The sequence below is a fragment of the Tessaracoccus sp. MC1756 genome (assembly GCF_014164735.1).
In the GTDB taxonomy this organism is placed as follows: domain Bacteria; phylum Actinomycetota; class Actinomycetes; order Propionibacteriales; family Propionibacteriaceae; genus Arachnia.
Window position 1 is genome coordinate 145,027 of record NZ_JACJFZ010000005.1, and the last position, 15,593, is coordinate 160,619.

The window sequence follows — 15,593 nt, forward strand, 5'->3', positions numbered from 1 at the left end:
TACCTAGGAACGGGTCCATCACCTTCGAGGGTCGGCTCTCCGCTGGCCGCCGATGACTGAGAGTCAAACAACCATGAGTTACACCGAAAACTTGACAGACCCGGCGCTCACCCCGCCGAATACTCACCAGTGCAGGGTCTTGTGGGGTCGACTGTTGATGCGTTGCTCGACGGCTCGGAGTTCGTCCGCGCTGAAGATGCGTAGATCACTGCCCTTGGGGAAGTGAACCGCCCCGGCATGTCCGGAGTCTCCGGACATGCCGGGGCGGTTCACGGATTCCTCGTCGCGCCTTCACGGCAATCAGCCGGACGGTAGCAGAGCGAACGAGGCCAATCCAACGCAAATGACCGACTTAGCGTTGTGAAGCTCTGGGATCTGAGTTGGTTTGCGCCGATTCATCTGCGTCCCGTCGCCTAGTTGTCCATCTCGATTGAGGCCCCAAGCCCATACAGTGCCTTCCTCGTCAGTCGCGAAGGTGGAGTTGCCACTAGTGCTTATTGCGACTATCGGCGGCAAGTTGTCGATCGCGACGGGCAGGCTTGTCAAGTCGGAGTCCGCGCCGACCCCGAGTTGTCCATGGCGGTTGCTACCCCACCCCCAAACGGTCCCATCGGTCGCCACGGCGTAAGCGGTCGAGCAGCCTGATGCGATCAGCCTGATGTTCTTCAGTCCTGCGACGCGCGCTGGACGCGGAACATGTGCTCCCCGTGCCAGAATCAGTCGGGTCATATCCTGCTGCTTGCCGTTCCCGAGTTCGCCATGCTCGTTGTTGCCCCACGCCCACACGGTCCCATCCTCATGAAGCGCATATGCCGTCTCGTAGGAGGCCGCAATGGCGACGACCCTGCCAGGAATCAGGCTGCGTACAGGTACCTCCCGCGAGGCCACCATCCCAGACATTGATGGCCCCGGGATGAGGATGTAGCCGTCGCCGATCTGGTTTCGCTGCGCATCTCCCCACGCCCAGACGGACCCGCTTTCGTCCAGTGCGTATTCCGTATGGAGGCCTGATGCAACTGCGGTGATCCCCGCAAGTTGACGAACGTGCTTCGGCCGCGTCTCAAGGAAAGTTGCCTCGGTGCCATTGCCACATCGGGTAGCCCACACCGTGCCATCGGAGCGGAGAGCCACGACCGATCCCGCGCCCACGGCGACACTTGTCACCCCGCTCAGGCCGAGAGCGTTGTCCCACGGGCCACCGGACCTGAGTTCATCGTTGCTCAGTGCCAGTCGGTTCGCAGCCCCTGCAGTATCACCCCACGCCGTCAGCGATCCATCTTGCCGACCCGCCGCTACCGTGTTCATTGCTCCGTGGATGCGAAGGGCGGTGCCAACTGTCTCCATCGGCGCAGGTACTAGCCGATGCCGATCGTCACCGATACCGAGCTGCCCTCGGTCTCCAAGGCCCCAAGCCCAGAGGGTCCCATCGTCACGGAGCGCGACCACGGTGCCACCGCCGGTGGCAACCTTCCGAATGCCGGTGAGCCCTTGAGCGGGGATCGCCGTGTACGTTCCGCGAATCCGAGACCCAGGACTGTCAGGAACGTTGTCTCCCTGGCCGAACCAGGTCGCGACCGTACCATCGGCGCGGAGGGCTACGGACCGTTCCCCAGCGATGATGGTCAAGACGTTGTCTAGCCCTTCGACCTTTGCAGGTGGCGGGGGCGTGAAGCTAGCGTTGGGGTGCCAAGCCATCACCGTCCGGTCATTTCGCAGCGCAACCGCGCAACCTTCTCCCATCGACATCTCGAGGATCCCGGATAGCTCGGGGATTCGCACCGGCACCGCGTTCTGACCCTGTTCCGGCCGCCATTTCCACACGTCCCCCTCGCGCGTCAGAGCGTGCACCCAAGGGAACCCATGGCCAGTTCGATCTGTGCACAACTGGATGACATCGGAAGCGAAGTCGAGCCGGACCGGAGTGAGACGATCGTTACGCGAGCCGTCCGCCAGTTGTCCAGATCGATTCGAACCCCAGGCCCAAACGCTTCCATCGGCTGCCAGGGCAAACACTGACTCACCGGCTCGAATGAGACGTACCACCTTGGACAGCGGCTTCATCACTTCGGTCCTCTTGCCAAAGAGTGATCGGCGCGTCCTTCGGATCACAACAGGCGCTGGCGGCGACACAAGCTCGTCGGCCCGGCTCTTGCTGCCGTTCCCGAGTTGACCCGAGTCATTCCTCCCCCAGGCGACGACAGTGCCGTCGCCTCGAATCGCGTGAAACGCGTCACCGGGAACTAGCGCCCCCGACTTCCAGTCCCCTAGGTGGACGATCTGCTTCACGTCCTTGATCTGTGGATCAGGGAAGGGACGTGGGTTATCGCGCACATCTCCAGACCACGTCCACGTCGTCCCGTCCAGACCTGTCGCAATCGGCCCCGGCTCTATCCGAGCCACGCCAGTCAGCCCTGGAATCTGGATGGGCCGGTACCGGTCCAGCGTAGTCCCGTCATTCAGCTGCCCACTTCCGTTGGCACCCCAGCCCCACACTGCTCCGTCCTGCAATGTGGCATAGACAGTGCCTCCGATGACGAAAACGTCCGCGACTCCGGTGAGACCCTCGACGCACCTCGGCTGCTCCTTGGTGAGTTCAGGCTGATAACCTAGAAGACGGTCATCGGTGCTGCCCCAGCCATACACCGTGGGGGGATCTCCGACTGCGTCTTTAGCTGGTTCATGTGAACCGTCCTGCTTCACCGGCTGTGAGAAGGAAATGGGCCTAGAGAAGGCAATTTGTCCCGAATCGTTTCGACCCCAGCCAATCATGGATCCGTCGTTTCTCAATGCGATGTTATGCTCGCCGCCTGCGGCAATGGCTACGACATCACCGCTCACCCGCATGAGAGGCGGGACTTGAGTCTGCCCGTGCTCGTTGTCGCCCCAAGCTTTAACGCCATCGCTTCCGAGTGCAATCGCGTGCCAGTACCCACCGGCGATGGCCAAGTACATCGGACCAGATGGCATCGCAGTGGCACCGTCGCCACCCTCGCCCCAAGCTGCGACGCTTCCATCGCTTCGAAGCGCGAAGCACTGCCAGCCACCGGCACTGATCGACTCGACATCTGACAAGTCTGGGGGGACATCGAGTTGTCCCTTGTCATTCCCACCCCAGACAATGACCTGGCCGTCTTTTGTTAGTGCCATGCTGTGCTCGTACCCGGCGGAAATCGCGATGACATCACACAGATCGACGGGCACCTGGTCATAGCCGGGCGCTTCGCCCCATTGGATCACCGTGCCATCAGATAGCAACGCAAGGCTGTGGCGATGTCCGCCCGCGATGGCCGTAACACCCTTCAGTCCGGGAGGTGGCTCGGCCTGCCGGTAGAGGTTAGCTCCCCACGCCACCACTCCACCGCCCGACGTAAGCGCAAGGCTATGGAAACCGCCACAGGCTACCGCGACTGCCCCATGAGCCGTCCCCGGAACATCGCACTGGCCCTCATCGTTCATTCCGAACGCTGCCACGGTTCCGTCATTTCGGAGACTCAGGCTGTGTGAGTGGCCCGCGGCCACCATCTTGACTGACGAAGACCAGTCGGCTACCTCAATCTGATCTGCACTCGCCAATGCGTCGGAGGCGTAGCCTCCGCTCGGACAACTCGGACCGCCCTCTGCGTCGAGGCCAGCGCTCTCAGGCAACCCGCTCGAAACCGGGATATCTGTGGGCCATCCCGGCCAGAGATTGCTGGCACCGGCTCGGCCTAGCGTTGCGCCGCGGTCAAGGATCGCTGAGACAGCCTCAACGCGCCCCGCATACGCGTCGAGAACATCCGACGCGCTGGAGCGCTCAATAATCCTGAAACACACATTCCAGATGTCGTTCGCCCGGAGGTGACCATTCGGCTGGATCGATACAATTCTTGACTGCGGACTAATCAGGCGATGGAGGTAGTCGGGCATAGAGATCGGGTAGCCCCGAACGAAGTTGACCTCTGCGGGTGCGAGTTCGTCGCCTCGGTGCATCTGACGATCGAGACCAGTGGCGAACAGGATGGTTCCCTCCTGGCCCAGGATGACACCATCTAGTCGTTGGAGGAGTGTCAGAAAGTCGAGACCGAGAAACTGCGACTTGACAAGGTCGATGTACTGCCAAACCAACTGTAGAAGCGGGAGCCGAGAAAGCCGTTCGCCAAGGGCCATCGCGCTCATCCCTTCGAGCCGCCCCGCCCCGCCAATTCCCACCCACGTGGCTTCCTGCCAGCCCCCCAAGGTCAGGAGTCCAGCGAAGGGATCATACTTGAACTGGTCCGCAAGAAGAGGAAATACCGCCGTGTCGAAGGGTGACGCGTAGTTGATGCGGCGACGTGCCTCCATCTCCATGGCCGCAGCAACCAGGAATGCCTCCGTAAGATCGCAAGGTCGCCGCCAACCAGCGGGCAGTTCGCTGTTGCTCGGCTCTTCGAAGCGAACATCGGAACTCTTCATGCGTAACCCTAACCCTCGCCGTCCCCAAGGCGCGCGCCCCGGAGAAATCTTCATTGAGACGTGGCGTCGAAGGTCCGAAGGTCGCCGCATCCGGTTGCCAACCGTGAACCCAACCGCCCTGCATTCCTCTGCCGACCTGACGATGGCACCTGACCCCCGCGCCATACTCATCCCACTGACACTTTCACCAATCCCAGGGAATCCAGAGTATCTACAGGAAGTCGGCGGGCACTCTCTGACTTCAAAACATCTCCGTTTTGCACGGCGCTCGAAACCTGGACGGTTTACGTCACCACAGCGCACTCGGAGGCAAACCCCCGATCAGCCGGGTGCTACCAACCTGATGGCCGGTCACACGTAGGCGGCGGATCCGCGCGCGCGCACTTGGTGAACGGCCCAGGGGACGCCGGCGAGCCGTCTCCGAACACGCCAGCCCAGGAGCTGAAGGGCAAGTTGCTGGTCTGGATCAGGGACCCGACCGCGAGATCATTGGACCCCAACGGCACCGGCCAGACCCTGTGGGCATGCGCTGGAAGCCCGCCCCCCGAACGCCTTCGCCATCACCTTCGCCGACAGCGTGCCCACAGCCCAGAACCAATCAAACCAAAACCGCCATTGACACCGAAAATCGGACAGTCCCACGAGTCCCGTATAGGGTGCCCCTTAGCCTGTTCAATCAATGATCAAGCCGGCCTGTCAACACTGCGGGCCTTAACGCCTAAGGGAGTAATAGGGTCATGGAAATTCGCCAAGGGAGCTTCGCGACGTCGCGAAGAGGCTGGGCAACACGCCTCCCGGTCCTGCTCGGAGTTGCGCTGACTGTTCTGGGGTGCAGCACGGGGGGTTCCGGACTGACGGATGGCCTGAAGAATATCCGCTCTACCTCATTTGAGGCCGAGGGACGTACTAGTTATGCGATTGAGTTGTGTGCTGACAAGATCGATCCGAGTGTGCTTCGCGCCGCCGGAATCGAAGCCGACGGTCCCGTTGACCTTGGAGTGCGAGAAGACACAAGAGTCCAGGTCGCTGAGGATGAGAACGGAACGGTAGCACTCGTTCTGGGAGGCAATCTTGAGTATCAGGCCAACGATGGTGTCTACGAGAACGCTGGTACTTGGCGCTGTGTGGCGTATTACCGTGACGACGAGAACGCTTGGCCACGGGATGCAGTGGTCGAGGTCAGCCGCTAGTCCAACTTCGACGATGGTGTGACTCCGGGAGGGCCAATGGTGGCTCCTCGGGAACTTCTTCGTCCGGCGCGGAGCCAGTTGTGGGGGGTGGGTGCGCAGATGAGGCGGTCGATCAGGCGAGCTGTGGGGGTGGTGGTGCCCGAACTCGTCGCGCACGGCGCTGGTCTGGGCGCCGGAGTCGCTGCACCAGCAGGCGATGGTGAGCATGGGGATAACTGCCACGCTTCGGCGAATCGTCGAGTCAGGTAGTTGAAAAGTAGCGACGTAGCGTCGCGAAATCGCGGCCGTTTGTCCTCGCGTATCAGAGTGGATCGGCTGCGCGGCCCAGCAGGACTGTCCAACGACGCTGCGGTCAGTGCTGGTCGTGCCGCGAGGTGGAACTCATCGAGGAGTGCGTCAATATCGGAGCAGGCCTTTCGAAATCCCGCCCCCACTTTGCTTATGGGTCGATGCTCGCTTGTCGTGCCCGATGGGCGTTGCCACGTGCTTCGTTCGCCCCATCCCGGCTGACGGACGCTCATCTGGTCGTACCCCCAGCTGGTGAAGTGGCACACACCTCTTGCATTCCCGGACCGTTGATCGCGCTACCTGGATCGGGGGCGGGTTCTCATTGGTGTGACGGCGTCTCTGCACAAGCTGACCGCGGGGTCGGGGTATGACTACCTGACCCGGCAGGTTGCTGCGCAGGATTCCACCGAGAAGGGGCACGCGTCGCTGACGAGTTACTACACGGAGAAGGGCGAGGTCCCCGGCCGTTGGGTGGGCTCGGGTCTGGCCGGGTTGGGCGACGTAGCAACGGGGAGTTTCGTTGACGAGACGCAGATGCGGGCACTCTTCGGCGCTGGTTATCACCCGAACATGGCCGCTCGGCTGGCGGCTCTCCCGGTGGGTGCCTCTCGCGAACAGATCCGCGACGCGGCCAGATTGGGGACACCGTTCAAGGTCTTCGAGGCGGCCTCCACCTTCCAGAAGGATGTGGCGGTCCGCTGCAGCCAATGGTCCAGTGCCAATGGGTTGACGCATGATGTGGTGGTGCCGGTGGATGTGCGGGCGACGATCCGTAACGAGCTCGCCACCAGGATCTTTACGGAGCGCGCCGGTCGCGCACCCACGCCGTTGGAGTTGTCGACGGAGGTCGCGCGCCTGTCGCGGAACCCTACGACGGCGTGTGCGGGGTATGACGTGACGTTCACCCCGGTGAAGTCGGTCTCGGCGCTGTGGGCCGTGGCCCCGCAGTCGATGGCGGCCGCGATCGAGGCCGCCCACAATGCCGCCGTCACCGATGCCCTGACCTATTTGGAGCAGCGCGTTCTGTACTCACGGCGCGGTGCCGGCGGGGTCCGGCAGGTCGACGTCCGAGGGCTGATTGCGGCGTCGTTTACGCACCGGGACTCGCGGGCCGGGGACCCGAATCTGCACACACATGTGGCGATCGCGAACAAGGTTCAAGCCTTGGATGGGACGTGGTTGGCGATCGACGGAAGGCCGCTGTTCGCCGGGTTGGTCAGCGTCAGCGAGGTGTACAACACCCACCTCGAAGCCCACCTGACCCACACCCTCGGCCTCCAGTTCGCCGCCGGCGGTGAAGCAGTAGAGGGGAAGCGTTCGGTTAGGGAGATCGTCGGTGTACCGAGCGGGTTGCGTGAGGCGTGGTCAAGTCGGCGGGCAGCGATCGAAGCCCGCCAGGCCGAACTCGCCGTCGAGTTCCAACACCGCCATCTGCGCCCCCCGACCCCGGCTGAGGCCATCGCGCTGGCGCAACAGGCGACCCTGGAGACCCGGCAGGCCAAGCACGAACCCCGGACCCTGGCAGAGCAACGCGACACCTGGATGCGGGAAGCCACTGCGGTCCTCGGCACCGACGGAGTCCACCGGATGCTCACGAACGTGCAGCAGGCAACCAGTCCTGAGATCCCCCTAGATCCTCGGTGGATTGCGCAGGCTGCGGCGGGGATTGTGGAGACGATGGGTCGCTCTCGTGCGTCGTGGAACGTGTGGCACCTCCACGCGGAAGCATCGCGTCAGGCACGCCGCCACGCCAGCACTCCGCAGCAGGCCGCAGCCCTCACCGACCAGCTGTTGGCCGCCGCCACCAGTCGGTGCGTGGCGCTCGACGGATGGGCCGATCCGATCAGTGACCCCGCCGTGCTGCGACGCTCCGATGGTGAGTCGATGTACACCCACGTCGGCACCAGACGCTTCACCTCCCAGGCCGTCATCGACGCGGAACAACGCATCACCGACACCGCCTCCCGCACCGACGGCCGCGCCGCTACCGAGGCCGACGTGTCCCTCGCGCTGCTCCTTTCCACCGCCGACGGTGTCACTCTCAACGCCGGCCAGACCACGCTCGTTCGAGAGATGACCACCAGCAAGCGCCGGGTCCAGGTCGCCCTGGCCGCTGCCGGGTCGGGAAAGACCACCGCCATGGCAGCACTCGCGCGCGCGTGGCGCGAGAGTGGCGGCGACGTCGTGGGCCTGGCTCCCTCCGCGGTCGCCGCCAGCGTCCTGAAGGATCAACTCGGTGACGCCACCACACTGGCCAAACTCGCCTTCGACCTCCACCACAACAGCGGCCCTGGGGACATCGGTCCTGTCGGCCCGGACACGCTGGTGATCATCGACGAAGCGGGCATGGCCGACACCCCCACCCTCGCCACGATCATCGACCACGCCATCGAACGCGGCGCCTCCGTCCGGCTGATCGGTGACGATCAACAGCTGGCTGCGGTAGGTGCCGGTGGGGTGCTCCGAGACCTCGTCACCACGCACGGGGCCGTGCACTTGACCACCATCATGCGGTTCACCGACCCCGCAGAAGCCGCCGCCTCCCTCGCGCTGCGCGAGGGCAGGCCCGAAGCCGTGGGCTACTACCTCGACCACGACCGCATCCACGCCGGCACCGACGAAACCGTCCTCCGCGACACCCTCAACAACTGGCTGACCGACCGCGCCAACGGTTTCGACTCCCTCATGCTCGCCGGCACCCGCCACAGCGTGGCCACCCTCAACCAGTGGGCCCGCGCCCACCGCCTCACCAGCAGCGGCCAGAACACCGCCGAGCAGCCAAACGTCCTCCTTTCGGACGACAACCAGGCATCGATCGGCGACCTCATCGTCACCCGCCTCAACGACCGACGCCTCACCACCAGCAGCACCGACTGGGTCAAGAACGGTGACCGCTGGACCATCACCGCCATCACCCCCGCCGGCGCCATCCACGCCAAGCACCGCGACAACGGACTCACCGTCGAACTGCCCCCGGCCTACGTCGCCAACCATGTCGAACTCGGCTACGCCGTGACCATCCACGGCGCCCAAGGCATCACCGTCGACACCACCCACACCGTCATCACCGGAACAGAGACCAGGCAGCAGCTCTACGTCGCGATGAGCCGCGGCCGCCACAGCAACCACACCTACATCCAAATCGTCGACGCCACCGACGAGAACGCACCCATCCATCCCGCCACGCTGCGACCCACAACCGCCACCGACACAATCGAGGCCGTGCTGGCCCGCGACGGATCCGCCCGTTCCGCAGCCACCGAACAACGTCAGGCAACCGACCCCACCGCCCGCCTCCGACATGCCGTCGCCCGCTACACCGACGCCCTCCACCTCGCTGCAGAACTCCACAACCCAACCGCCGCAGCCGAGCTGGACCGAGACGCCGACCACATCGTCGACGGGCTCACCGCAAGCCCGGCCTGGCCCACACTCCGCGCACACCTGCTGCTTGCCGCCGACGACTCCACCACGCCCGCGCAACTCCTTCGCAACGCGGTCGACCTCCGCGAAGTCGCCAGTGCCACAGACGCGGCAGCCGTCCTCACCTGGCGTCTCCCCACACAACCACCAGGACCACTCCCCTGGCTCCCCGCCATCCCACACGCCCTCACGAAGAAGGACTGCTGGGGTGCCTACCTGACGGCGCGCGCGGACCAGGTCGCCAGCTTCACCGACGAGGTCCGAACCGCGTCCGCAGCGATCGCGCAGCCAGCATGGGCCCTGCCAGGACAACCGCTCAACCCGCACACCATCGCCGATATCGAAGTGTGGCGCGCCGCCGTCGGGGTCGAACCCGACGACCGCCGACCCACCGGCCCACCCCAACTCGGAACCGCCGCCCGACGCCACCAACTCGCCCTCCAGGAACGCCTCGCCACACCGACGGCGGTGTGGACCGACTTGCTGCGCGACATCCGCGACGACATCCCCGGCGACCCCTACGCCACCGCCTTAGCGCACCGCCTCGCCGCCCTCCACACCACAGGCGTTCCCATCACCGCCCTCCTCGCCGAAGCCGTCGCCGAAGCACCCCTCCCCGGCGAACACCCCGCCGCCGCCCTATGGTGGCGACTCACCCGGCACCTCACCAACACACCAGCAGCAGCCGGCATACCCACCTGGGAAGCAGAACTCCCCGGACTCATCGGAATCGAGCCAACAATCGACCTCGAAGCCAGCCCCTGGTGGCCACACCTCGCCACCGAGGTCACCACCGCCCTCACCCACGGCATCCCGCTCAACCAGATCATCACCCCCATCACCGATCTGTCCGGGTTCGACGACGCCTGCCAAGCCCTCCTCTGGCGGACCCACCAACTCACCGCAACACCGCCCAGCGAGGACGAGGAGCCGCCGCACCCTGACCAGATCCCACCAGAGGGAATCGAGGACATCGACTGGTCCACCCGCAACCAAGAACTCGCCAGAGCCGCACGCCTCCGCCTCGCCACCAAACCAGACCTCACCGCCCTCGAACTATCCATCGGCTTCGCCGAAATGGACCGCTGGGCCGACGAACCACACACCCAGCAACGCCTCGAACAACTCCTCGAAGCAGCCACCACCTACTACCAACAGCAACTGCCCGGCAGCTGGAGCGCCAACTACCTGACCGAACGGTTCCGCACCGACCTCTCCGACGACCACCGTTTCCGGATAGGACACGCACCCGCCGGCTGGACGAACCTGGTCAGCGCACTGCGCAAACAGGGCTTCAGCACCGACGAGATGCTCGCCGCCGGCGTCGCCACCACCACCCGCACCGGCAACACCATCGACCGCTTCCGCAACCGCGCCATCATCCCCATCCACAACCAACACGGCATCGTCACCGGGTTCATCGGCCGACGCCACCCAGAGGCAACGGATCAGCAGGGACCCAAATACCTCAACAGCCCCGCGACAGCGGTGTTTCAGAAGCGACATCTTCTCTACGGTGCCGAGCTCCTCACCCCCACTGCCATACCTGTGCTCGTTGAAGGCCCTATGGACGCCATCGCCGTCACCCTCGCTGGCGAAGGCACCTACATCGGCGTCGCACCCCTCGGCACCTCCCTCACCCCAGAACAGACACTCCTACTGCGCAACCATCCGGCAACCCTCCTCGCTACCGACGCCGACCCGGCAGGCGACCACGCCGCTGAAAACGCGTTCTGGCTCCTCGCCCAACACCGTTTTGACCCCCACCGCGTCAACCTCCCCAACGGCAGCGACCCCGCCCAGCTTCTCCACGAGCACGGCGTCGGCCACCTCCGCCAGACACTTGCCGACACCCAACCCCAGGCACGCGCCATGATCCACGACCACACGGAGCAGCCTGCTGGCCACAGTGACGATCGGCTGATCGAAATCACCGCCGCACGGGCTCCCCACCACTGGCCAGGGACCCTCCTCCTGCTGGACTCCAAGAGCGCTGAGCGCCTCGTCAGCAGGATCAACGCGTGGACTGGTGACCCAGGCAGGGCCAGTCGGACCGGGCAGGAACTCAGCCGCACCTGGCGACGCCACGGTGCTGGCCAGCCCCCGTCCACAGGACCTACTCATTACCTCACCGCTCATCGATTCGTCCAGGACGACCCAAACTTGGGGAAATCCTTGCTCCGGTGGCCCACAGGAGCGCCGGACGTTCCTTAGCCGGACCGCTCGAGCCAAAGCGGCGCCGCGCGATGGCCAAGGGCACCAGTGGGGGAGCCTCCACCACCGCTGATCGAGACAGTGGGGGCTCTGCGGTGGCCAGCCGCGACGACCTCAGGGCCAGACCGAGGGCCGCCGACGTCACTGAGCCGCCTACGCAGCGTTGAGATCCCCAACCCGTGGCCTGACATGCATCGGCAGCACCGAGCTCCATTTCGCCCGCACCTCGTCACATCCGGCACAAGGCTATGGCGGCTGCGCGACTCTCACCGGACATTCCGAAGTACTACTCCAAGCACCACATCCTCCTCGAGCGGGCCCACGGCTCATCGAAAGGCGCCCAGTGCTCTCCATACGACGCCGGACAGTGTTAGCAATCTCAGTGCCTTTCCTGCACGGACGTCCTTGGATCCGTCTCGTTGGATCATGCGGCGCGGCGCTGCCGACAGCGACGACGGGTCGGAGGTGGAGCGTGCGCTCTTTGCAGCGATGCCGCACGTTGCGGAGGCGCGCGCTGAGTTCGATACTTCTCAGTTCCCGCTTGGCTCGCTGAGAGTCGCTTCTGGTTCCTTTGTCCACTCGACCTGGAGGACAACCCTGCAGATCCTCTGCTCGCTGTCGACAGCTTCGCTGGCCGGATCTCTGCAACAGCAACGTTAGCGGCGAGCTTCTCTTGCCCTGGTTTGATCGCGTGGGACGAAAGATCGAGGCCTTGGTATGGGTGACCTTCCCACCTGCCTTCTGACGCGCGAAGACGATCCCCGGTCTCCATCGTCGCAGGACCCGGCGGATGCAGCGGGTCCGGGTGGTGGGAAACAAGTCCAGGACCGTCAAGAAATGTCGGGCCCGTGCGATAGATATAGAGCCTGCCCTGCAGGTGCCGGGTGGAAACGGGAGGTTGGACATGGATTTGCGGGATGCGTGTGGAGCGTGGCAGGGCGGTATGTCAGGGGGATCGTCACCAATCCGGGCGGCGGCTCGGAATCTGACCGGCATCAGGCACTACTTCCGGGCTGACTTCATCGACAAGTATGAAGAAGAGGCACGGAGAGACGAGCCCACGACGCAGCGCGCCAGGACGCTCCTGGATGCCCTGGCTGCGAGTCCACTGCGCACGCCGGCCGAATGGGCCGAAGAGTTGAACAGCGGGTCGAGCTGGATCGGTCGCGGCATCAAGAGGGGCACCCAGGATCAGCAGATTCTCCAGTCACTGGCCACAGGCGAGATCACCATGCCGCTATGGGGCGCCAGCTTCGATCCCGACATCGCACGCCACTACGGCGACAGGTTCACCTTCATCCTCCACGGCCCATTCCCAGCCATCCCCGCATGGATCCACTCCGGGATCGTGGCCGAGGAACTTGAGCTGATCTGCGGGGGCCGCTACGAGATCATCGAACCAACCGACTTCACGGCCGAGAAGATCGAAGTCCACCTCCGATTCCTCGAACTCCCCGCCGTCGACGCGACACCAGCCACCGGATCTGAGCACATGTGAGCGACACCCTGGCGCCGGCAGGGATGCTGCTCCTCGACAGTCTCACCGCAGGGACCGCGCAGCAGATGGCCGGAATCCGGGGCACCGGTCTGTCACTCACTGTGGACGTCAAGGCACCCGCCGAGGAGATGTATTACCAGATGGCCTCCTATAAGGGAGACGCCGTACTGATCGAAATCCCTGGCGCCGCCCTGCTTCATCGGGGAGTCTCCGACTTCGACCAGGCGTGGCTCGGCGAGCTCGGCTTCACCCCGCCCGACGACGACATGCCGAACTGGTGGATCGGCATGGAACATGGACACGATCACGCACTCCAGGCAGCAGCCAGGGCGACCGTGAGAGCCCTGGTCGAGGTACTCAACGCCAGACCTCACGAGCTCGCTGAGTCGTTGGGGCTGGAACTGCCGCAAGGCACCCGGGTGCCTGTCGAGGACAACCCGCTGATCGCGGAGCTGCTCATCCTCGACTCCGAGTTCGCCAACACCGTCGTTGAGCGCCAGCGGATGGTGGTCTACCCGCACCAGGCCGAGACAGCCGTGCTCATCCATGGCGACGGGCTCCTCTACGAGGTGCTCTACCTCGGTCCGCCCTACGACGACGGAACCATCCACTGGGACGACTCCGAGCTGTCGGTCTACCTGAAGAGCCGCGAGTCAGGGGTGTCGTTCTCCATGTTCCCCGACCCGGCAGCCATCGCCCAACGGCTCCGGTGCGCTCTGGGCCTGCAACGAGGCCGCGCGAACGTGTGGGCACCCAACCCCTTCAAACGACCTTTCAGACGCGTCTGAATTTGGAGCCGATCTAGCTAGCTAGGCGGGCGACTGGGGACTGCGGCCTGCCTCAACGGTGATTGGGACGACCATGAGGGCGCCACGAGCAGGCGGTCCCCGTGGAAGAGGTCAGGCAACACCTCCGTCGGACAATATGGACAGAAGGGGTTCAATCGAAGCAGCCGGCGGTGCAATCGCCGAGGTCGTTCCTGCCACCTTGACTGGCAGTGCCAGGTTCCGCCGCTTTGGCTGAACTCGGTCTCGTACACATCGACGGACATGCACGTGTGGCCGGTGGCGTCCACCATGGAGGTCCAGTAGGAGACTTCGGGATTCAAGATGGAGGATTGCCCGGCATACCCGCGCGGGGCGTCGGCAACTCCCTCGCGCCAAACCCATGGTGTCTTGACCGGACCGGCTGTGTTTGACCGACGACCAACGAAACCATGGCGGCAAATCTGGTCGCAATTGCGACATCCCCAACGGGCCCAGCGCTATGGTGCGCCCATGGAAGGACTCCAACCATTCTTCGCCCACCCAAAGACCGTTCCGCTGTTGGCAATCACCTTCTGGACGTTCGTCGTGGCGATCGGTACCCAACTGTCCATTGATTGGGCCCATCACAACAACCGGGACGCCTCCGGCTGGCGGCATCTCTGGACTCTCGCAGCGTTCGCGGGGGTCTTTGCAGTGAACGAGATGGCCTTCACCAGTTCGTATCCAGGCCAAACGCTGTCCGAGCTTTCCCACGTCGGTTCAGACACCTACTGGTTGATTTGGATAGGGACGGTTGTCCTGTTCTTCGCCTTGAGGCACCTAATCAAGAGCAGCTGGGCTCCCGTGAAGTCCCGTTCCACAGTTCGCTGACCTTCCGCGACCGCGGAGCCCGTAGGCCGAGCGAATACCGAAGAAGGGCTCCGAGGCCCTCCGAGATTCGTGGCTCCACGTACACCACAGGGACCGGCGAGCCGCCGTCCACAGAACCCCCTACATATCCCGGGGAGACGACTTTCTGTTGGTACATAGTGGAGCCCCTTAGAGTGGTGTAGCCCCCGCAGTGGCCACGGCCGTCGAGGAGGGCAGGGCGGTCACCGTGGGGCTACACCACTCTAGGGGGCTCTACTCGAGGTTCTGGCTGCAGGTGTTCACCGAGCTGAAGAACCGTGGCGTCGAGGACGTGTTCATCGCCGTCTGCGATGGCCTCAAAGGGCTCCCGGAGGCGATCAACACCAGTTGGGAGCAGGCCGTGGTGCAGCAGTGCATCGTCCACCTGATCCGCAACAGCTTCCGGTATGCGGGCCGCCAGCATCGGGATGCGATCGTGAAGTCGCTCAAGCCGGTCTATACCGCTCCGAGTGAGGCTGCGGCGAAAGACAGGTTCGCCGAGTTCGCCGCCGAGTGGGGTGACCGATATCCGGCGATCGTGCAGCTCTGGCGGAACTCCTGGGCGGAGTTTGTGCCGTTCCTCGAGTACGACGTTGAGATCCGCCGGGTGATCTGCACCACGAACGCGATCGAGTCCATCAATGCCCGGTACCGGCGCGCGGTCCGGGCACGCGGGCACTTCCCCAACGAGCAGGCCGCGTTGAAGAGCTTGTATCTGGTGACGAGGTTGCTTGACCCCACCGGCGGCGGGAGGGCACGCTGGGTGGTGAGGTGGAAGCCAGCCCTGAACGCGTTCGCGATCACCTTCGCGGGCCGGTTCGAGAGAACCACTCACTGATGAAATCGCCGGACACCACCCACCGTTAATCAGACAGACCCGCCGCGGGTGAAGAG

At 64.3% G+C, this 15,593-nt stretch carries 5 protein-coding genes and 1 pseudogene; 5 read left to right on the forward strand and 1 reads right to left on the reverse strand.

Annotation, left to right across the window (positions count from 1 at the left end; translation table 11 throughout):
* Positions 1–300 precede the first annotated feature (300 nt).
* Positions 301–4,431, reverse strand: a complete 4,131-nt coding sequence (locus tag H5393_RS12255) for a hypothetical protein (protein ID WP_182766891.1) — start codon at positions 4,429–4,431, stop codon at positions 301–303.
* Between the two features lie 1,805 nt (positions 4,432–6,236).
* Between H5393_RS12255 and mobF the strand changes: the two genes are divergently transcribed.
* The 5 genes and pseudogenes from mobF to H5393_RS12280 form a co-directional block, all read left to right on the forward strand.
* Positions 6,237–11,546: a MobF family relaxase gene (mobF, locus tag H5393_RS12260; RefSeq protein ID WP_182766892.1), complete on the forward strand. Its 5,310-nt coding sequence runs from the start codon at positions 6,237–6,239 to the stop codon at positions 11,544–11,546.
* Between the two features lie 904 nt (positions 11,547–12,450).
* Complete coding sequence (locus tag H5393_RS12265; RefSeq protein WP_182766893.1) at positions 12,451–13,044, forward strand: hypothetical protein; 594 nt, start codon at positions 12,451–12,453, stop codon at positions 13,042–13,044.
* Entirely contained in the window at positions 13,041–13,832 is a 792-nt protein-coding gene (locus tag H5393_RS12270) for a hypothetical protein (RefSeq protein WP_182766894.1), read from the forward strand. The genes H5393_RS12265 and H5393_RS12270 overlap by 4 nt, the downstream gene beginning before the upstream one ends.
* Positions 13,833–14,321: 489 nt before the next feature.
* On the forward strand, positions 14,322–14,681 hold the full coding sequence (locus H5393_RS12275; RefSeq protein ID WP_182766895.1) for a hypothetical protein: 360 nt from the start codon (positions 14,322–14,324) through the stop codon (positions 14,679–14,681).
* A gap of 187 nt (positions 14,682–14,868) precedes the next feature.
* A pseudogene (locus H5393_RS12280) lies at positions 14,869–15,537 on the forward strand (IS256 family transposase); the annotation flags it as partial.
* Between the last annotated feature and the right edge of the window lie 56 nt (positions 15,538–15,593).